Genomic DNA, 18,469 nt, shown 5'->3' on the forward strand with positions numbered 1-18,469 from the left:
CGACATGGCATGGGACCGCAATCAAATGGCCGCCCGCGCGGCACTGGAACTGCAGGACGGCTGGTATGTGAACCTCGGCATCGGCATTCCGACGCTGGTTAGCAACCACATCCCCGAAGGTGTCAACGTGACGCTGCAGTCGGAAAACGGCATGCTGGGCATGGGCCCCTTCCCGATTGAGGGCGAAGAGGATGCCGACCTGATCAACGCCGGCAAGCAGACCATCACCGAACTGCCCCAGACCGCCTATTTCGACAGCGCGCAATCCTTCGCGATGATCCGCGGCGGCAAAATCGCCATGGCGATCCTCGGCGCGATGGAAGTCGCCGAAAACGGCGATCTGGCAAACTGGATGATCCCCGGCAAGCTGGTGAAGGGCATGGGCGGCGCGATGGATCTGGTGGCAGGCGTCGGCCGCGTGGTGGTGGTCATGGACCACACCAACAAGCACGGTGACAGCAAGGTGCTAACAGACTGCACCCTGCCCCTGACCGGCAAAGGCGTGGTGGATCGCATCATCACCAACCTTGGCGTGCTGGATGTGGTCGAGGGCGGTCTGAAAATCGTTGAGACGGCCGAGGGTGTCAGCGAGGATGAGCTGCGCGCGGCAACTCAGGCGACCATCGTCAACTGATCGCTGTAAGACACCGCAGAATTGAAACGGCCCGCCAGATCATCTGACGGGCCGTTTTCATGTCACGCACCAATCAGCGGTGCCGCTGTCGCCCCTTTCGGCCGCCCTCGTGGGCGCAATGATGACCACAGCGGCAATTCCGCCGGGTTCAGTATCTCATACATATAGACGCGTTTGTCGTACCAGTTGACGCTCATCTCCCGGTCCTGCTCAAACACGATAACACAGTAATCATCACCATCCTGATCGCAGCTGTCACGGCCCAGCACGCTCACCACAACCGGATCGACGAGATGGCGCTTGAACAGCACCTGTGCCTTCACCGTCTTGCCCGACAAATGCAGAGCCCCTGCAAACAACGCCACCGCCACCAGAATATGCCCATAGCCGGAGAAGTTTCTGAGCGGATTGGCATTCGCCAGTCCCGGGCCAAAGGCAACAAAGATCAGCCGCCCGAAAAAGCCAACAAATGCGATGGTGCCAAACATGATAATATTGTCAGTCGCCGCATGTGACCCCGCGGCCAAAGCCGTCGGATCGATCCCTAAATCCAATGCCTGTCTCCAAAATTACTTCAGGTAGAATATCCCTGCTGTAAATCAGCCAAATCGGGCGAAAAAATGATCCCGGTAGCCAGGTCGCAACAATTTTCCAAAAAACCGAGAGAGCCTGCGCTCGCCCAAATCAGCGTCTACTTCATCTGGCGAAAGACACAGCCGTCGGTGATCAGTTCCGGTGGTGTCATACAGAGACCGCGCGCCACCTGAAACGCCGCCAGAACCTTGGGCACGTAATCACGCGTCTCGGCAAACGGCGGCACCCCCGCGTGGCTGCGCACAGTGCCTTCGCCTGCATTATATCCCGCGAGCACCAGAATCGGATCGCGGTTGAACTCTCCCATCAGCCAGTTGAGGTATTTCACCCCGCCCGCTATGTTCTCGCCACTGTCCAGGGCGTCACCAACCCCGAACCGCGCCGCGGTATCCGGCATCAACTGCATCAATCCTTGCGCGCCAGCACTGCTAACCGCCTCAGCCTTGCCTGCCGATTCCACTGCAATCACCGCCAGCACCAATGCGGGAGACACATCCGTCCCCACACTGGCCGTCAGAATCTGCACGCCGCGTTCGCCCGCGATATCCTGCAGCAGTTGCAGACGGGGCGCCGCCACCGGCGTGTCCCCATCCAGCGCCCGCAACGCCTTGCCCAGGCGACCGGGACCGCCGTCTGCCAAACTGTCAGAGATCTCTGCCCAGAACCCGGTATAGCGCCCCTTATGCGGTGCTGCAGGTGCGCCCGCCTCCGTGGCTGCGGGCGGCGCGGGGATATTGGCGGGCGTCTCGATCTGTATCTTGATCCGCTGTTTGGTGCCGGGCTTGGGCGGGCGCACGCGCTTGGCTTCAAACTTAGGAAAAGGCGCCGGTGCGGCTTTCTCAACCGCCTGCGCTCCGCTCTCGCCGCCGCTGGTGGTCCAGATCACAGCCCAGGCCACAAGTGTTGCGGCAGCCCTGCGCAACCAACAGCCCACATGCCCACCATTGCCCCCAATACCGGGAAACCTGCGCCGACTCGTCGACGTATTGGCCGCCAAACGGCCAGAAATGGATCGCCAAAGACTCATGGGGCTGCTCTGCCTCTGTTTTTCGCCGCTAAGACTCGCTGAAGCGCTGGTAAAAATCCAGTTCCGCACCCCAGATTCTGGCAGATTTGCCATATTTACCAAGATCTGCCGCCCCTGAGCCACGGATATTGACAAGAAGTAAAAATAATACCCCTTCAAAATCAAATACTTAAATGGATCACTGGCGAAAAGTTAAAGTAGGGCAAATGAGTCCGCGTTTCAGCCCAAATCCTGCCACGCTCCGCTGGCTATATAGCTTCACACCAAGTCGAACAGAGCCGAGCAGGAGAGAGCAGGCTCACAAACGTACGGCAAGGTTGAAACACACTTTTAGATCCTTTGGAGGGACGAACCATGATCAAATTCATCAAAAACTTCCGTAAAGACGACTCTGGCGCCGTGACCGTTGACTGGGTTGTTCTGACCGCCGCTGTGGCCGCTCTGGCAGGTGTTGTTTACACCTCGATCGAAAACGGCGCGTCGAACCTGACATCCGCGACCGGCTCCTACCTGGGCACCAAAGGTCCGTCCGACTCCTAAGTCGCTTTTGACCTGACGAGTTTGAGGGCCGCGCCTTTTGCCTAAGGCGCGGCCCTTTGCCCAAGGAACCTTCGGTTAGCGAGGTCCAGTATGAACAGGTTCAAGCAATTCATTGCCAAAGATGACGGCGCAGTCACCGTTGACTGGGTGGTTCTGACCGCTGCGATCGTTGGGTTGGTTGTGCTCATCGCCGCCTCAATGGAGGATGGCGCATTGGGACTGGCCGACCTGCTGGCAGCCTATATGACCAATTGGTCGTTTAGCTGATCGGGGCGCGGCAACGCGTCTTGTCCGCCGGTGGCGATTGGCATCGGCGGCAGCACTGGGACAGAACGCCCGGTTCAGGCAACGGTTTGACCGACCCAGGCGCCGGTGTTGCACCTGCAACCCCGGCAGCCCTTGATGAGAGGTACCACCATGCGTGCAGTATTCGGACTTGTCCTCATTGTCGGAGTCGCCCTCGCCGGGGGGGCTGTGATGATGGCCAAGAATTATATCACCGCTTACCAAAACGAACTCGCCCGTGAGCGCGCCTCGCGGGGAGAGAACATTCCGTTGGTCGATGTCTTTATCGCCAACACGCAACTGAAATACGGCGAACGGCTGACCAAGGAGCATATCCGCTCCGTCCGCTGGCCCGAGAACGCCATTCCCGAAGGCGCCTTCTTGACCATGGATGCGCTGTTCCCGCCGCAATACCCCGATGATCATCGCGTGGTGCTGCGCCGCATGGAAAAGGATGAGGCGATTCTGGCGGTCAAGGTCACCAAACCCGGTGAAGACGCGGGCATCACCTCCCGCCTGTCCAAAGGCATGCGCGCCTTTGCGATCCGGGTTGATGTATCCTCCGGCGTGTCCGGTTTTCTGCGCCCCGGTGACCATGTGGACGTCTACTGGACTGGGTCGCTCAATGATCAGAATGGTGGTCGGAATGGCGAATTCACCCGCCTGATCCAGACCAATATCGAACTGATCGCCGTTGATCAGACTGCCGGTGGTGATCTGGATGGCGCCGTGATCGCGCGCACCGTAACTGCCGCCGTGCGCCCCGAACAGGTTGCCGCACTGGCGCAGGCACAATCCACCGGCCGCCTGTCTCTGTCGCTTGTGGGTGCTGGGGATGACACCGTCGCCTCCGTGATCGAGGTCGACCAGCGCAGCCTGCTGGGTCTCGGCGCGATCGAGGCACCGCAGCAGGCCGAACAGGAAAAGGTTTGCACCATTCGTACCCGTCGCGGTGCTGAGGTGGTCGAGATCCCGATTCCCTGCACCAACTGAACCGCGACCGCGCATTCCTGCAAAGGTATCAGATGGATAACATATCAAACACCGTCCCTCCTCGGGCGGTGTTTTTATGTGATTGTTGCCGACACTCCACAGGTCAGCCACTGTAGCTGCACCCCGGAAGTCTTTGATTCTTGCAAAAATTCGCCGATGCGCGCAGAGTGTCGCAAACAATGGGCAAAAAGACCCTGTATTGAGGCGTGATCGGAAAGGCAGGTCACATGGCTTTTAGACGGTATGTTGCGGCGGCCCTGACGGGGCTTTCGCTGGTGTGTTTCCCGGTTGCAGATGCTGCCTGGGCGAATGGCTTGCGCGTGGTCAAAAAGGGCACCGCCGCCAATCTTGAGGTGCCGATGAACCGGGCGGTGGTGGTCGAAAGCGACGTGCCCTTCTCCGAACTCAGCATCGCAAACCCCAGCATCGCCGATATTTCCTCACTGTCGGATCGCACAATCTACGTTCTGGGCAAGTCACCGGGCCTGACGACGTTGACCCTGCTGGATGCCTCTGGCCGCCTGATCACCAACGTCGATGTCCGCGTGGCCGCCGATGTCAGCGAGTTCAAGGAACGGCTGCGCCAGATCCTGCCCGGCGAAAAGATCGAAGTCCGCACCGCCAACGATGGCATCGTTCTGTCCGGCGTTGTGTCCAGTTCTGCCCGTTTGCAGCGGGCGCTGGATCTGGCCGAACGCTATGCGCCTGAGCGGGTCAGCAACCTAATGTCTGTCGGAGGCGTGCAGCAGGTCATGCTGAAGGTGCGTTTTGCCGAAATGCAGCGCACCGTCTCCAAATCCCTCAGCGCCTCGCTCGGCGTGAAGGGCGGCAACAGTGTCGGCGTCAACGGTGGTACCAGCACCCTCAACACCCAGGGCGCGCTGACCAACAGCCTGTCCGGCAACATCCCGGCCGCCAATGACAACACAGGCGCCTTTGTCTTCGGCTTCAATGCCGGTGCCTTCCAGGTGAACCTCCTGCTGGAGGCGCTGGAGCAGAAAGGCGTCGTCCGCACCTTGGCAGAACCCAATCTCTCTGCCCTCTCGGGGCAGGAGGCCAAATTTCTCGCCGGGGGCGAATACCCCATTCCCGTCGCCCAGGAAGACGGTATCATTACAATTGAATTCAAACCCTTCGGGATTGAGCTGAACTTCATTCCCCGCGTGGTAGATGCGGATGTGATCAATCTGGAAATGAAGGCCGCTGTCTCCGCCATTGATCCCACCAATTCGATTGAGCTGAACGGTCTCAGCATCGCGGCCTTCTCGCGCCGGGAAAGCGTGACGACGGTCGAAATGCGCGATGGTGAGAGCTTTGCCATTGCCGGCCTGATCCGCGATGAATTCCGCGACAACTCCTCGCAGCTGCCCTGGATCGGCGATGTTCCCGTCCTCGGCTCGCTGTTCCGCAGCGCCAACTATCAGCGCGCACAGACCGAACTGGTGATCATCGTTAGCGCCCATCTGGTGACCCCGACACGCGGCGAGGCGTTGAGCCTGCCGACTGATCGCATTCGCCCGCCAAGTGAGAGTGAACTGTTCCTGATGGGTCGGGTGGCCAAGGGCCAGAAAGGCCCCGCCAGCGAAGTGGCCAAGCAGGACTTCAACGGCTCTTACGGCTATGTGATGGATTAAGCAGAGGGATATGGGGCAGATGATCAGATATGCAGCACTCTTTGGCCTATCCCTGACAGTGGCCGCCTGTGAATATGAAGCGGGCGAACCGCTGGACCGTTCGGTCTTTGGTAATGCCACCAATTCCAACGCCGCCGTGATGGCCGGGGAACGCGATTTCGCAATCCAGCTCGCCACCCGCTTTGCCGAAGAGGTGCCGACCACCATCACCTTCGCCTTTGACAGCGCCCAGCTTGATGGAAATGCCCGCGCGGTGCTGGATCAGCAGGCCCATTGGATCCGGCAATTCCCCGAGGTGCGATTCCGGGTCTTCGGGCATACCGATGCCGTCGGCTCCGCCAGCTACAACAAGGCCCTTGGCCTGCGCCGCGCGCGCGCTGCTGTGAACTATCTTGTCGGGCGCGGGATCAGCCGCAGCCGATTGCAGGCCGTGGTCTCCTTCGGTGAGACACAGCCTCTGATCCCGACCTCAGACCGCGAGCGTCGCAACCGCCGCACCGTCACTGAAGTCAGCGGCTTCCTTAAGCGCCATCCCACTGTTCTTGATGGTAAATACGCGCAGATCATCTACCGAGAGTACATTGAAAGCGCGGTGCCACGCACCTCACTGACCAGCGAACGCTCAATCAAAACCACTCTGGAATAAGCGTGGCTGAACAGGGTTGGCAGCGGTTAACCCTGTTTAGACCTCATTAAGAATACCCCAGAAATGGGCGGCCTTGGCCCCAATCTCGCCCAGATCTTCCCCGACATTGTTCTCAAGAGGTAATGTGCGTCCATCAGTCGGATGCGCGTGCTAGCGTAGTCCGGCCAATATGGCGCGACACGCCCCGAGAGAAGGATAACGGTGATGAGCAGCGGTATGCCGCAGACAGAAGCGAATGCGATTGTTGCCTGTACGATCAGTCGGGACGTGCAGAACTTCGACCTGCTGATCGAAGACATGGAAGCGACCATGGGCGAATCCTGGGGTGACCTCGGTTTCACTGAAGCTCTGGCCTTCTTCAATCAAAGCGAAGCCGAAGCGCTGGAATTTGTCGCCCTCGCACTGGACAGCGGCGACGAAGACAACCTGCCGCTGATGGGCACCATCATCACCGAGGCAAAGGCCCGCAATATCAAGGTGATCCTGATCGCCGAGGATGTCACCCCTGCCGCGCTGCACAACCTGCTGCGTCAGGGCGCTGATGAATTCATCCCCTACCCTCTGCCGGAAGGGGAACTGCAAGCCGCCATCGAACGGTTGCGTCTGGCCGATGCGGAGCGCAATGCCGAACCCCAGCATACGTTGAAGACCGGCAGCCAGCGCGATGGCGCTGTCATCGTCTGCCATGGTTTGGCTGGTGGCAGCGGGTCGACCACGCTTGCGGTCAATCTCGCCTGGGAGCTGGCACAGCTCTCCACCTCCGAGACCCCGCGGGTCTGCCTGCTGGATTTCGATCTGCAATACGGCTCGGCTGCAACCTATCTCGATCTGCCCCGCCGCGAGGTGGTGATGGAGATGTTCAGCGACACTGAAAATCTCGACGAAGATGTCTTTGGTCAGGCGCTGGTCACCTATGAGGACAAGCTGCAAGTGCTGACCGCGCCGGTGGATATGATCCCGCTGGAGTTCATCACCCCCGAAGACATCGAACGGGTGGTAACGCTAGCGCGCAGTCACTTCGATTTTGTGGTCATCGACATGCCGCACACGCTGGTGCAGTGGTCGGAAACCATTCTCAATATGGCGCATGTCTATTTCTCCATGGTGGAGCTGGACATGCGGTCGGCGCAGAACGCGCTGCGCCTGAAACGGGCGCTGCAATCCGAGGACCTGCCGTTTGAAAAACTGCGGTTTGCGCTGAACCGGGCTCCGAAATTCACGGACCTGAGTGGCAAGAGCCGCGTGAAACGCATGGCGGAATCCTTGGGCATTTCCATCGACCTGCAACTGCCCGATGGCGGCAAGCAGGTGGCGCAGGCCTGCGATCATGGCACCCCATTGGCCAGCTCGGCGGCCAAGAACCCACTGCGCAAGGAAATTCTGAAACTGGCCCAATCGCTGCATGACCTCGGTCAAAGCGACGCTGCGGCGGCCTGAACCCAGATTTAACCAGGGGCGTTCTTTCCATGTTCTCCAAGTACAAAAAACAGTCTGCCACACCACGCGCCGCCGCGCAGCCGGCCCCTGCGGCCGCACCGCAAAAGGCCCCCGCCCCGGCCGCCAGCATGCGCAAACCCATGGCCCGCAAGGCGGCTGAGGCAACACCGGCGGACAAGGAACGCAAGCGCAAGGAGCGGATGGGCGAGATCAAGATCCAGCTGCACCGCGAACTGCTGGACAACCTCAACCTCGCCGCGCTGGAGCGTGCCAGCGAGGCCGAGCTGCGCGCTGAAATCTCCTCTATCGCCACTGAGATCCTTGAGGAAAAAGGCATCGTTCTCAACCGTGAGGACCGCCAGACCCTGACCAAGGAGCTTTATGACGAGGTCACAGGCCTTGGCCCACTGGAAACCCTGCTTCAGGACGACACCGTCAACGATATTCTGGTCAACGGCCCGCAGCAGGTCTTTGTCGAACGCGATGGCAAACTCCAGCTCAGCGATGTGACTTTCAAGGATGAAAAGCACCTGATGCGGATCATCGACAAGATCGTCTCCGCCGTGGGTCGCCGTGTCGATGAAAGCAACCCTTACGTGGACGCCCGTCTCGCCGATGGCTCGCGTTTCAACGCCATGGTGCCGCCAGTGGCCGTGGATGGCTCGCTGGTCTCGATCCGTAAATTCAAGAAGGACAAGCTGGGCATCGACGATCTGGTCAACTTCGGCGCCTTCACCGAGGAAATGGCCGCCTATCTTCAGGCCGCTGTCTCCACCCGTCTCAACGTCATCGTCTCCGGCGGTACCGGCTCCGGTAAAACCACCACCCTCAACGCGCTGTCATCCTTCATCGACAATGCCGAACGCATCCTCACCATTGAGGATACGGCGGAACTTCAGCTGCAACAGACCCATGTGGGCCGGATGGAAAGCCGCCCGCCCAACGTCGAGGGGCGCGGTGAGGTCTCGCCCCGCGACTGTCTCAAAAACGCCCTGCGGATGCGCCCGGACCGGATCATCGTGGGCGAAACCCGCGGCGAAGAGGTCATCGACATGTTGCAGGCAATGAACACCGGCCACGACGGGTCCATGACCACGATCCACGCCAACTCTGCCCGCGACGGCATCTCACGTCTGGAAAACATGATCGCCATGGCCGGCATCGAAATGCCGATCAAGGCGGTGCGCAGCCAGATCGCCTCAGCGGTTAACATCATTGTGCAGGCCTCGCGTCTGCAGGACGGCTCCCGCCGCATGACCTCCATCACCGAAATCACCGGTATGGAAGGCGATGTGATCTCCATGCAGGAAATCTTCCGCTTCCAGCGCGTCGGCCTCACGCCGGAGAACAAGATCATCGGCCATTTCACCGCCACCGGCGTGCGCAGCCACTACTCCGAGCGGTTCCGCCTCTGGGGCTACGACCTGCCGTCCGCGATCTATGAACCTACCGTGATGGAGGCGCGCTGATGCAACTGAGTGCAGAACCAATCATCTATGGTCTGATCTTCATCGGCGTTCTGGTGCTGGTCGAAGGTCTCTATCTGGTGACATTTGGCAAATCCATCAGCCTCAACAGCCGCGTCAACCGCCGCCTGGAGATGATGGACAAGGGCGGCAACCGCGAACAGGTGCTGGAACAGCTGCGCAAGGAAATGCGCCAGCACATGAGCGCAAAGTCGATCCCGCTCTATTCGCTGCTGGCCGAGCGTGCACAAAAGGCAGCGATTGCCTTCTCACCGCGTCAGCTGATCCTGATCATGGGCGGCGTCGCCGCCATCGCCTTCGTTGGCCTCAGCGTTGGCACCAGCGCCGAACTGCCGCTGCGCCTGCTGGCCTCGGTCATCATCGGCGTCGGCGCCGTGTTCTTCTGGGTCAATAAAAAAGCCGCCAAACGCATGGCCATGATCGAAGAGCAGCTGCCCGATGCCGTCGAACTGATGGTGCGGTCCCTGCGCGTTGGCCATCCGTTTTCCTCTGCTGTGCAGATCGTCGCCAATGAGGTCGAAGATCCGCTGGCCACCGAATTCGGCGTCATCGCCGACGAAAGCGCCTATGGCCGCGATGTGGGCGAGGCGTTGAAGGAAATGGCCGAACGCCTGGACATGCAAGACATGCGCTTCCTCGCCGTGGCTGTGACCATCCAGCAGCAATCGGGTGGTAACCTCGCTGAGGTGCTGGCCGGTCTGGCCAAGGTGATCCGCGCCCGCTTCCGCCTGTTCCGCCGTGTGAAAGCCATCACCGCCGAGGCGCAATGGTCCGGCAAATTCCTCTCCGGCTTCCCGCTGTTCTGTCTGGGCGGCATTCTGGCCAAGGATCCCGGCTATTATGACAGCGTGATCGACCACCCCTGGTTCATCCCCGCCTGTTTCGTCGTTGGCGCCATGCTGACCGTCAATCTCTTCGTTATGCGCATGCTGACGAACATCAAGGTGTGAGGCAAAACCCATGACATCCCTGAGCGATATCAATGACCTGCTGGTGACACATCTCGGCCCCTTCGGCCCGCTTCTGGTGGTTGGGCTGATCGGCCTCTTCATGATCCTGCTGGCGATCCCGCTGCTGCTGAACCAGCCCGAGGATCCGCTGAAGAAGCTGCAAAAAAGCATGTCGGCCAGCACCCAGACCAAACCCAAGAAGGAACGCCTGCGGCAGGCCGATCGCAACGAACAGCTGCAGAAATTCGCCTCCTTTCTGGAACCCCAGGACGCCGCCGAACTCTCCAAGATGGAGCTGAAGCTGCGTCAGGCCGGCTACCAGTCCAAGGATTCGGTGCGCTTCTTCCACTTCGCCCAGTTCGCATTGGGGCTGATCGGCCTCGCTTTGGGCCTGTTCTATGTCTACGTGCTGAATGGCGATGTGGAATACGACGGCCAGCAAATGGTCATCCGCATCATCGGCCCCGGTGCCGCCGCCTATATGCTGCCGAAATACTGGATCACCCGCCGCATCGAAGAGCGCAAACAAGAGATCACCTCCGGTTTCCCCGATGCACTCGACATGATGCTGGTCTGTGTTGAGGCCGGCCAGTCGCTGGATCAGGCCATCGTGCGCGTCGCCAAGGAGCTCCATGCCTCCTACCCTGCGCTGGCCGAAGAATTCGACGTCGTCGCCCAGGAGATGAAAGCCGGTAAGGACAAAGACAAGGTCATGCGCGACATGGGCACCCGTTGCGGGGTGCAGGATGTCTCCTCCTTTGTCACCGTGATGATCCAATCGGCCACCTTTGGTACCTCGATCGCCGAGGCCCTGCGGGTCTATGCCGGGGAAATGCGGGACAAACGGGTGATGCGCGCCGAAGAGGCCGCAAACAAGTTGCCAACCAAAATGACCCTTGCCACAATGACCCTCACGGTGCCGCCGCTGCTGATCATTCTGGTCGGACCTTCGGCGCAGGGCATCGCCAACCTGGGCAATATGAGCAAATAACACATGATGACACTGGGTTGGGGCATCCCCTCCCGTCTCTGTCGACTGATCACCGCCACCCTCGCGCTTGCGTTGGTGGCGGCTTGCGTGTCACCGGGCGGCAAACCGGATCCGAATGATCCTCTGGGCGGTCCGGCCTTGCCAGGCGTCGATCCCCGTGGAATCGCCGAAAGCGGCCTCATTGTCGGCCACCGGCTGATGGCGGCTGCGGAATATGAGCTGGCCTTGGATGCCTTCACCCGTGCTGCACTAGAGGACGGCCTCACCGCTGAGGTGCTCTCCGGCCTTGGCACCGCCAATCTGGGGCTGGGGCGTCTGGGGCAGGCCGAAACCCATCTCCGCCGCGCGGTGGAGCGTGATCCCGACTGGCCCGCAGCAATGAACAACCTCGGCGTGGTGCTGATGGAACGCCAGAAATACCCCGAGGCCGAGCAGATCCTGCGCCGCGCCTTCGCGCTTGATAATGGCGAAAGTGACGCAATCCGTGAAAATTTCCGCCTTGCCCTCGCAAAACTTGACCAGAGCACGCATAGTGATCCGCAACAAAAAGGCTACGCATTGGTGCAACGCGGCGGGGGCAGTTACCTGATTCGCACGTCCCGATGACGCAAGGCCTAGAGGCAGAGCAGCACAGAGGACGCAAAAAATGCGCCAGCAGATTTTCGTATCCGCATGTCTGGTCGGTGGGCTTGTCCTGTCGGCCTGCGCCAAGGACGACACCGAAGCCGTGGACCGCGCCTTTCAGGAGGTGAACGTGGTCGATGAAAGCAACCTCAACGATGTGATGCTGACGGTTGCCGACCCGAATGAGGCCGTAACCTATTTCCAGCGCACCGTAAAATCCGCCCCCGAGCGGATCGATCTCAATCGCGGGCTGGCGCTCTCGCTGATCCGCGCCAAGCGCAACACCGAGGCGGTCACCGCCTGGAAAAAGGTCGTCTCCCTCCCCGAGGCCACTGATGATGACCGCGTAGAACTGGCCGACGCGCTGATCCGCACCAGCAATTGGGACGAGGCCCGCACCACACTCGACAAGGTGCCGCCCACCCATGAGACCTTCAAACGCTACCGGTTGGAGGCGATGGTTGCCGATTCCGAGCAGAACTGGAAACGCTCCGACAGCTTTTATCAGACCGCCGTTGGCCTCACCACGCAGCCCGCCCGCGTAATGAACAACTGGGGCTACTCCAAACTGACCCGTGGCGATTATGCCGAGGCCGAGCGCCTGTTCGGCGATGCCATCCGTCAGGACCAGTCGCTGTTCACCGCCAAGAACAATCTGGTGCTGGCCCGTGGCGCACAGCGCAACTACACCCTGCCGGTGATCCCGATGGATCAGACCGAACGCGCCCAGCTGCTGCACACGCTGGCGCTCTCTGCGGTAAAACAGGGCGACGTTCAGACCGGCGAAAGCCTGCTGCGTCAGGCGATCTCGACCCACCCGCAGCATTTCGACGCTGCCGCCCGCGCGCTTGCTGCGCTGGAAAACGGCTAACCACCGGAGCCTGCGCCCCATGTTGATCTCGGCCCATGTCGCCCTGTGGTTCCTGCCTTTTGTCGTGCCGCTCTGCTGTGTGGTCGCGCTCAATGATCTGCGCCATATGCGGATCCCCAACTGGACGGTGGATCTTCTGGCCGCAATCTTTATCATTGTCGGCCCCTTCCTGATGAGCTGGGCAGACTACGGCTGGCAACTTTTGCATCTGCCCATCGGCATCGGCCTTGGCTTCCTGTGCTACAGCGCGGGCATGGTCGGCGCGGGGGACGCCAAATTCGCCGGTGCCGCCGCCCCCTTTGTGGTCTTTGGGGATCTCTCGGTGGTGGTGATGATCTTCTCTGCCATGCTGCTGGCCGGGTTCCTGACGCATCGCATTGCCAAATACACCCCCCTGCGCCGTCTCGCGCCAGAGTGGAAGAGCTGGGATGTTGGCAGCAAATTCCCGATGGGCCTCTGCCTTGGCGGCACCTTGGTGTTCTATCTGGTGCTGGGCAGCCAGCTGGGCCAGAGCGCCCCCGTCTAGGCCCCTCCGGGTCTCCCCGCAGCTTTCCTAAAATGCGCGACATCTGCCCCACCCCTTCGCGGAAATGCACCAGCTTTGCCCCGCTTGTGCCACAGTGCTGAATAAACTCTTGTCTGGAACACCCGCGCGCCATCCGGCGTGACTTTGTGCAACCGAGACAGGCAGGCCGCAGCATGAATATGGAAACCTCCGCCGTCATGGCGCCCCCCTCCCCGCGCGGGCTGGAACAAATGCAGCTCCCGCTGGTGATGATGCGGGATATCCTGCTGAAAACGATCTTCCGCAAGACCTGCGAAAACGTCAGCGAAATCGCAGCCGCAATCTGCCTGCCGATCCCGGTGACGCAGGAACTGGTGGATATCGCCCGCGAACAGAAACTGCTGGAGGCCACCGGCACGCTGAATGCGAACTCCGGCAATGAAATGGGCTATCAGCTGACCGACGCAGGCAAGGCCCGCGCGCTGGATGCCCTCAGCCAGTCGGAATACTACGGCGCCATGCCGGTGCCGCTGGACATCTACCGCGAACAGGTCAAACGCCAGTCGATCCGCAATATTCTGGTCACCCGTCAGCAGCTCTTGGGGGCGATGGGCCATCTGGTGCTGCCCGACAGCCTTCTCGACCACCTTGGCCCCGCCGTCAGCGCCGGCCGCTCCATCCTGATGTATGGTCCCCCCGGCAATGGGAAATCCTCCATCTCCAACGGCATCCGCGATGCCCTCGGCGACAATGTCTATGTGCCCCGCGCCATCGAATATGCCGGTCAGGTGATCACCGTCTATGACCCGATCGTACACACCGCCGTCCCCCTGCCGGAGGATGACCCGAACAGCCTGCGCCGCGCGCGCCGCTTTGACAGTCGCTATGTCATGTGTGAACGCCCCACGGTTGTCACCGGGGGTGAGCTGTCCCTGTCGATGCTGGATCTGGTCTACAACCCCACCGCGCGCACCTATCAGGCCCCGCTGCAGCTGAAATCCACCGGCGGCATCTTCATCGTCGATGACCTTGGCCGACAGGCGGAACCGCCGCAGGCGCTGGTCAACCGCTGGATCGTGCCGCTGGAAGAGGGCCGCGATATCCTCTCGCTGCAATCGGGCGAAAAATTTGAGGTGCCCTTTGATACGCTGGTGATCTTCTCCACCAACTTTCATCCCAATGAGATCTTCGATCAGGCCGCCCTACGCCGGATCTTTTTCAAGATCAAAATCGACGGCCCGGATCAGGAAAACTTCCTCAAGATCTTTGCCATGGTCGCCCAGAAGAAAGGCATCCCGCTGGATGAGGCCGCGCTGGTCCACCTGCTCAAGCACAAATACCCGACCATCGACAATATCTACGCCAATTATCAGCCGGTCTTCCTGATCGACCAGATGAAGGCGATCTGCGATTTCGAAGGCATCCCCTATCAGATGTCTCCCGACCTCATCGACCGCGCCTGGGCCAATATGTTCGTGAAGGACGAACATATCGTCAAATGAGCCACCCCAAAGTTTTTTGAAAAACTTTGGTCAGAACTTTTAGGAAAGTTCTGACATCGCGCCTAGATAAGTCGGATGAGCAGTCTTCCCGATGTCATCACAGATTGGTTCAGCACCCGCGGCTGGACCATTCATCCCCACCAGCAGGAGATGCTGGACCGCGCCGGGGATCCAGCGACATTGCTGATCGCGCCCACCGGCGGCGGCAAGACGATGGCGGGTTTCCTACCCACGCTGGCCGATCTTGCCACCGGCGACCATCAGGGGCTGCACACGCTCTATGTCTCGCCGCTGAAGGCGCTGGCGGCTGATATCAAACGCAACCTGCGCACGCCGGTTGAGGACATGGGCCTGCCCATCCGCATTGATGATCGCACGGGTGACACACCCGCCAGTCGCAAGCGCAGCCAGCGCGCCGATCCACCGCATATTCTCCTCACCACACCGGAAAGCCTCGCCCTCCTCACCTCTTACGAGGACGCGCCGCGCATGTTTGCCGGGCTGAAACGGGTGGTGCTGGATGAAATCCACGCCCTTGCCGACAGCAAACGCGGCGATCAACTGATGCTCGCTCTGACCCGACTGCAAGCGATCTGCCCCGACATGCGCCGGGTCGGCCTTTCCGCCACCGTCGATGATCCCGCCGCCATCGCGCAGTATCTCGCGCATCATCCCGACCCCTGTGATATCGTGCTGGCCGATCCCGGCCCCGCCCCCGACATCCGAATGCTGCAGACAGATGCCGCCCCGCCCTGGGCCGGTGGCGGCGCCGCGCATGCCATCCCCGCCGTGCTCGAGCAGATCAAGGCCCATAAAACAACGCTGATCTTCCACAACACCCGCGCCCAGGCCGAGATCTTCTTTCGCAACCTCTGGCTCGCCAATGAGGACGGCCTGCCGATTGGCATTCACCACGGCTCGCTTGATCGGGTGCAGCGGGAACGGGTCGAGGCCGCGATGGTCGGGGGAGAGTTGCGCGCCGTGGTCTGCACCGGCTCGCTTGATCTGGGCATCGACTGGGGCGACGTGGATCTGGTGATCCAGATTGGCGCACCCAAGAACGTCAAGCGACTGGTGCAGCGCATTGGCCGCGCCAACCACCGCTACAATGCGCCATCCAAGGCGCTTCTGGTGCCCGCCAACCGGTTTGAGGTGGTCGAATGCCGCGCCGCCCTTGAGGCCGTGGAGGCAGGCACGCTGGACGGCAGCCCGCGCCCGCCCGGTCCCCGCGACGTCCTGTGCCAGCACATCCTGATCCGCGCCTGCGCCGGTCCCTTTGCTGCCGATGATCTGTTTGCTGAGGTCACCGGCGCTGGCGCCTACGCCAGCCTCACCCGCGCAGAGTTCGACGCCTGCCTCGACTTCTGTGCCACCGGCGGTTACGCACTTCGGGTCTATGACCAATGGCAGCGGCTGCTGCAACGTCCAGATGGGCTGTGGCAGCTGCGCGACCCCCGCGCCGCCCGCCGCATTCGCATGAACATCGGCACCATTCAGGACACGGACCTCCTGAAAGTCAGGCTCAAGCGCAGCCGTGGTGGCAAACCCCTGGGGGAGATTGAGGAAGCCTTTGCCGCCACTCTGACCCCCGGCGATACTTTCCTGATCGGCGGCCAGATCGTGCGCTATGAGGGCTTGCGCGAAATGACGGTGGAGGTCAGTCGCAACGCCAGCAAAACACCCAAGGTCGCTGTCTTCTCCGGCACCAAATTCGCCACCTCCACCCAGCTCAGCACCCGCATTCTGGATATCCTGCAACGCAACAGATGGCCCGATCTGCCCCCCCACACCGCCGACTGGCTGGCGCTACAGCGGCAGGTCTCCCGGATGCCACGCCGGGGCGAGCTGCTGCTGGAGAGCTTTCCCTTCCGGGGCCGCGAACATCTCTGCGTCTACGGTTTTGCCGGGCGCAACGCGATGCAGACGCTCGGCCTCTTGCTGACCAAACGCATGGAGGAGCTGTCGCTCGATCCCTTGGGCTTTGTTGCCACCGATTACGCCACGCTGATATGGGGGCTTTCGCCGGTTGACGATCCCGCCCCCCTGTTCGACCCGGACCAGCTACGCGCCGGGCTAGAGGGCTGGCTGGCGGACAATGCAGTGATGAAACGCAGCTTTCGTGCGGTGGCCAATATCGCCGGTCTCATCGAACGCAACACCCCCGGCCAGCGCAAAAACGGCCGTCAGGCAACGTTTTCCTCCGACATCCTCTATGACACCCTGCGCAAATATGATCCCGACCACCTGCTCTTGGACATCACCAGACAGGAGGCGCTCGGCGGCCTGGTGGATTTCGGCCGGATCGAAGAGATGCTCGCGCGCATCAACGGGAATATCACCCTCAATCGCCTGTCGCAGATCTCGCCCCTTGCAGCGCCTCTGCTGCTTGAGGTCGGCAAGGTCCCGGTAAAAGGCGCGGCACAGGAAAAACTCCTGCAACGCGAGACCGAGGAACTGATGCGCAGCGCCGGGCTGGCAGAACTGGAATCCCCAACCGCAACCAAGCTTTGACATCCGATAGACCAGACTTGCACAGTCCCGCAAAACCAGCGATCAGAGCGGCCATGACCGGCTATGATTTCTCCCTCGCAGGCGAGCGCCTGACAGCACTTGGATCCGGCGCCCTCTGGTGGCAGGCGCGCGGGTTGCTTTGCGTCGCGGACCTGCATCTGGGAAAATCAGAACGTCAGCTGCGCCGGGGTGGCACCGCCCTGCCCCCCTACGAGACCCGCGATACGCTGAACCGCCTCACAGCAGTGATCGAGCAGACGCAGCCAGAAACGGTCATCTGCCTCGGCGACAGTTTTGACGATGAGGCCGCCGCTGCGGCACTGTCACCCACCGATCGCGCGCAGCTTGAGCAGCTCATCACCGGGCCTCGCTGGATCTGGATCACCGGCAACCATGATCCGGCCCCGACCGGGCTGGCCGGGGAGGCGCATGACAGCCTGACCCTCGGCCCGCTGCTGTTTCGCCACATCGCCGAGCCTGCGCTGCAAGATCAAAACAGTGCCGAAATCTCTGGCCACTACCACCCGAAGGCCCGCCTGCGCGGCACCTCCCGCCCCGCATTTCTGGCTGATCATCAGCGCCTGATTCTACCCGCCTTCGGCACCTATACAGGCGGGCTCTGCACCACCGATCCGGCACTGCGAGATCTGATGTCGCCGCGCGCCCTGGCCATCCTCACAGGGCCACGCCCGCTGCCCTGCCCAATGCCCCGCTGACCACCTGAATGAGACCCGCGCGCAGCGTCACCTCCCCAAGCTGCAAACCTCAGTCTAAGGTGACCCAACACCGCAGAGAGGACAGCCATGAGAGAGCAGCGCATCCGCGAGAGTTTTGCCCGCCAAACGATGATGCAGACCCTGGGCGCAGAGATCACCGATGTCGGTCAGGGCAGCGTCACCATCACCGCGCCAATCCTGCCGGGCAGCCGCCAGCAGCACGGCGTCGCCCATGCCGCTCTCAGCTTTGCCATCGGTGACAGCGCCGCAGGTTATGCCGCGCTGACCCTGATGCCGCAGGATAGCGAGGTGATGACAGCCGAGATGAAGATCAACCTTCTCGCCCCCGGCGCGGGCGACGTCCTGCGCGCCACGGGCAAGGTCATCAAACCCGGTCGCCGCCTGATCATCGTCACCGCAGAAGTCCATGCCGTAACCGGCGATGAGGAAAAGCTGATTGCGCTGTTGCAAGGCACCATGGTTCCGGTCGCCGCAGGCTGATCCGCGGGCGGTTCCCGCCTG

19 protein-coding genes are annotated in these 18,469 nt (G+C 61.2%); 17 read left to right on the top strand and 2 right to left on the bottom strand.

The genetic code is table 11. The annotated features are described in order from the left end of the window. Positions 1 to 4 precede the first annotated feature (4 nt). The gene (locus tag GAL_RS14115) at positions 5 to 634 is read left to right on the top strand and encodes a 3-oxoacid CoA-transferase subunit B (protein WP_024098244.1); all 630 of its coding nucleotides are present in this window, start codon (positions 5 to 7) and stop codon (positions 632 to 634) included. A gap of 62 nt (positions 635 to 696) precedes the next feature. On the opposite strand, the gene GAL_RS14120 is transcribed toward GAL_RS14115, so the two are convergent. Beyond that, positions 697 to 1,188, bottom strand: coding sequence for a hypothetical protein (locus GAL_RS14120; RefSeq protein WP_024098245.1), 492 nt, complete (start codon positions 1,186 to 1,188; stop codon positions 697 to 699). A 137-nt stretch (positions 1,189 to 1,325) separates the two neighbouring features. After that, the gene (locus GAL_RS14125; protein ID WP_024098246.1) at positions 1,326 to 2,255 is read right to left on the bottom strand and encodes a lytic transglycosylase domain-containing protein; all 930 of its coding nucleotides are present in this window, start codon (positions 2,253 to 2,255) and stop codon (positions 1,326 to 1,328) included. Between the two features lie 354 nt (positions 2,256 to 2,609). Here GAL_RS14125 and GAL_RS14130 point away from each other — a divergent pair, with 354 nt between their 5' ends. From GAL_RS14130 to GAL_RS14200, 16 genes are all read left to right on the top strand, one after another. Beyond that, positions 2,610 to 2,795, top strand: a complete 186-nt coding sequence (locus GAL_RS14130; protein ID WP_014873714.1) for a hypothetical protein — start codon at positions 2,610 to 2,612, stop codon at positions 2,793 to 2,795. 90 nt (positions 2,796 to 2,885) lie between these two features. Continuing rightward, a complete protein-coding gene (locus tag GAL_RS22680; protein WP_014873713.1) occupies positions 2,886 to 3,062 on the top strand; it encodes a hypothetical protein in 177 nt (58 codons plus the stop codon). A gap of 150 nt (positions 3,063 to 3,212) precedes the next feature. Then, on the top strand, positions 3,213 to 4,073 hold the full coding sequence (gene cpaB, locus GAL_RS14135; protein WP_014873712.1) for a Flp pilus assembly protein CpaB: 861 nt from the start codon (positions 3,213 to 3,215) through the stop codon (positions 4,071 to 4,073). A gap of 227 nt (positions 4,074 to 4,300) precedes the next feature. Next, complete coding sequence (locus GAL_RS14140) at positions 4,301 to 5,707, top strand: type II and III secretion system protein family protein (protein WP_024098247.1); 1,407 nt, start codon at positions 4,301 to 4,303, stop codon at positions 5,705 to 5,707. Positions 5,708 to 5,726: 19 nt separating this feature from the next. After that, complete coding sequence (locus GAL_RS14145; protein WP_024098248.1) at positions 5,727 to 6,353, top strand: OmpA family protein; 627 nt, start codon at positions 5,727 to 5,729, stop codon at positions 6,351 to 6,353. A gap of 204 nt (positions 6,354 to 6,557) precedes the next feature. Beyond that, positions 6,558 to 7,790 carry an AAA family ATPase gene (locus tag GAL_RS14150; protein WP_024098249.1) on the top strand — a complete coding sequence of 411 codons (1,233 nt, stop codon included), beginning with the start codon at positions 6,558 to 6,560 and terminating at the stop codon, positions 7,788 to 7,790. A gap of 29 nt (positions 7,791 to 7,819) precedes the next feature. After that, complete coding sequence (locus GAL_RS14155; protein WP_024098250.1) at positions 7,820 to 9,259, top strand: CpaF family protein; 1,440 nt, start codon at positions 7,820 to 7,822, stop codon at positions 9,257 to 9,259. Continuing rightward, on the top strand, positions 9,259 to 10,227 hold the full coding sequence (locus GAL_RS14160; protein WP_014873707.1) for a type II secretion system F family protein: 969 nt from the start codon (positions 9,259 to 9,261) through the stop codon (positions 10,225 to 10,227). Before GAL_RS14155 ends, GAL_RS14160 begins: the two co-directional genes overlap by 1 nt. A 10-nt stretch (positions 10,228 to 10,237) precedes the next feature. Further along, complete coding sequence (locus GAL_RS14165) at positions 10,238 to 11,218, top strand: type II secretion system F family protein (RefSeq protein WP_024098251.1); 981 nt, start codon at positions 10,238 to 10,240, stop codon at positions 11,216 to 11,218. A gap of 3 nt (positions 11,219 to 11,221) precedes the next feature. Continuing rightward, complete coding sequence (locus tag GAL_RS14170) at positions 11,222 to 11,824, top strand: tetratricopeptide repeat protein (protein ID WP_024098252.1); 603 nt, start codon at positions 11,222 to 11,224, stop codon at positions 11,822 to 11,824. Between the two features lie 40 nt (positions 11,825 to 11,864). Then, a complete protein-coding gene (locus tag GAL_RS14175; RefSeq protein ID WP_024098253.1) occupies positions 11,865 to 12,713 on the top strand; it encodes a tetratricopeptide repeat protein in 849 nt (282 codons plus the stop codon). A 19-nt stretch (positions 12,714 to 12,732) separates the two neighbouring features. Continuing rightward, entirely contained in the window at positions 12,733 to 13,239 is a 507-nt protein-coding gene (locus GAL_RS14180) for an A24 family peptidase (RefSeq protein WP_024098254.1), read from the top strand. A gap of 173 nt (positions 13,240 to 13,412) precedes the next feature. Beyond that, positions 13,413 to 14,720 carry a hypothetical protein gene (locus GAL_RS14185; protein ID WP_024098255.1) on the top strand — a complete coding sequence of 436 codons (1,308 nt, stop codon included), beginning with the start codon at positions 13,413 to 13,415 and terminating at the stop codon, positions 14,718 to 14,720. Between the two features lie 75 nt (positions 14,721 to 14,795). After that, a complete protein-coding gene (locus GAL_RS14190; RefSeq protein WP_024098256.1) occupies positions 14,796 to 17,231 on the top strand; it encodes a ligase-associated DNA damage response DEXH box helicase in 2,436 nt (811 codons plus the stop codon). Between the two features lie 53 nt (positions 17,232 to 17,284). After that, positions 17,285 to 17,947, top strand: a complete 663-nt coding sequence (gene pdeM / locus GAL_RS14195; protein WP_024098257.1) for a ligase-associated DNA damage response endonuclease PdeM — start codon at positions 17,285 to 17,287, stop codon at positions 17,945 to 17,947. An 87-nt stretch (positions 17,948 to 18,034) separates the two neighbouring features. Beyond that, positions 18,035 to 18,448, top strand: a complete 414-nt coding sequence (locus tag GAL_RS14200) for a PaaI family thioesterase (RefSeq protein WP_024098258.1) — start codon at positions 18,035 to 18,037, stop codon at positions 18,446 to 18,448. Positions 18,449 to 18,469 lie beyond the last annotated feature (21 nt).

This window comes from Phaeobacter gallaeciensis DSM 26640 (genome assembly GCF_000511385.1).
GTDB lineage: Bacteria > Pseudomonadota > Alphaproteobacteria > Rhodobacterales > Rhodobacteraceae > Phaeobacter > Phaeobacter gallaeciensis.

Excerpts from the sequence above, each read along its gene's own strand:
- GAL_RS14140 (WP_024098247.1), top strand. The coding sequence starts at position 4,301 with ATGGCTTTTAGACGGTATGTTGCGGCGGCCCTGACGGGGCTTTCGCTG.
- GAL_RS14185 (WP_024098255.1), top strand. The coding sequence starts at position 13,413 with ATGAATATGGAAACCTCCGCCGTCATGGCGCCCCCCTCCCCGCGCGGG.
- GAL_RS14160 (WP_014873707.1), top strand. The coding sequence starts at position 9,259 with ATGCAACTGAGTGCAGAACCAATCATCTATGGTCTGATCTTCATCGGC.
- GAL_RS14145 (WP_024098248.1), top strand. The coding sequence starts at position 5,727 with ATGATCAGATATGCAGCACTCTTTGGCCTATCCCTGACAGTGGCCGCC.
- GAL_RS14180 (WP_024098254.1), top strand. The coding sequence starts at position 12,733 with ATGTTGATCTCGGCCCATGTCGCCCTGTGGTTCCTGCCTTTTGTCGTG.
- GAL_RS22680 (WP_014873713.1), top strand. The coding sequence starts at position 2,886 with ATGAACAGGTTCAAGCAATTCATTGCCAAAGATGACGGCGCAGTCACC.
- GAL_RS14115 (WP_024098244.1), top strand. The coding sequence starts at position 5 with ATGGCATGGGACCGCAATCAAATGGCCGCCCGCGCGGCACTGGAACTG.
- GAL_RS14125 (WP_024098246.1), bottom strand. The coding sequence starts at position 2,255 with ATGAGTCTTTGGCGATCCATTTCTGGCCGTTTGGCGGCCAATACGTCG.
- cpaB (WP_014873712.1), top strand. The coding sequence starts at position 3,213 with ATGCGTGCAGTATTCGGACTTGTCCTCATTGTCGGAGTCGCCCTCGCC.
- GAL_RS14155 (WP_024098250.1), top strand. The coding sequence starts at position 7,820 with ATGTTCTCCAAGTACAAAAAACAGTCTGCCACACCACGCGCCGCCGCG.
- GAL_RS14175 (WP_024098253.1), top strand. The coding sequence starts at position 11,865 with ATGCGCCAGCAGATTTTCGTATCCGCATGTCTGGTCGGTGGGCTTGTC.
- GAL_RS14130 (WP_014873714.1), top strand. The coding sequence starts at position 2,610 with ATGATCAAATTCATCAAAAACTTCCGTAAAGACGACTCTGGCGCCGTG.
- GAL_RS14165 (WP_024098251.1), top strand. The coding sequence starts at position 10,238 with ATGACATCCCTGAGCGATATCAATGACCTGCTGGTGACACATCTCGGC.
- GAL_RS14190 (WP_024098256.1), top strand. The coding sequence starts at position 14,796 with ATGAGCAGTCTTCCCGATGTCATCACAGATTGGTTCAGCACCCGCGGC.
- GAL_RS14170 (WP_024098252.1), top strand. The coding sequence starts at position 11,222 with ATGATGACACTGGGTTGGGGCATCCCCTCCCGTCTCTGTCGACTGATC.
- GAL_RS14200 (WP_024098258.1), top strand. The coding sequence starts at position 18,035 with ATGAGAGAGCAGCGCATCCGCGAGAGTTTTGCCCGCCAAACGATGATG.
- GAL_RS14150 (WP_024098249.1), top strand. The coding sequence starts at position 6,558 with ATGAGCAGCGGTATGCCGCAGACAGAAGCGAATGCGATTGTTGCCTGT.
- pdeM (WP_024098257.1), top strand. The coding sequence starts at position 17,285 with ATGACCGGCTATGATTTCTCCCTCGCAGGCGAGCGCCTGACAGCACTT.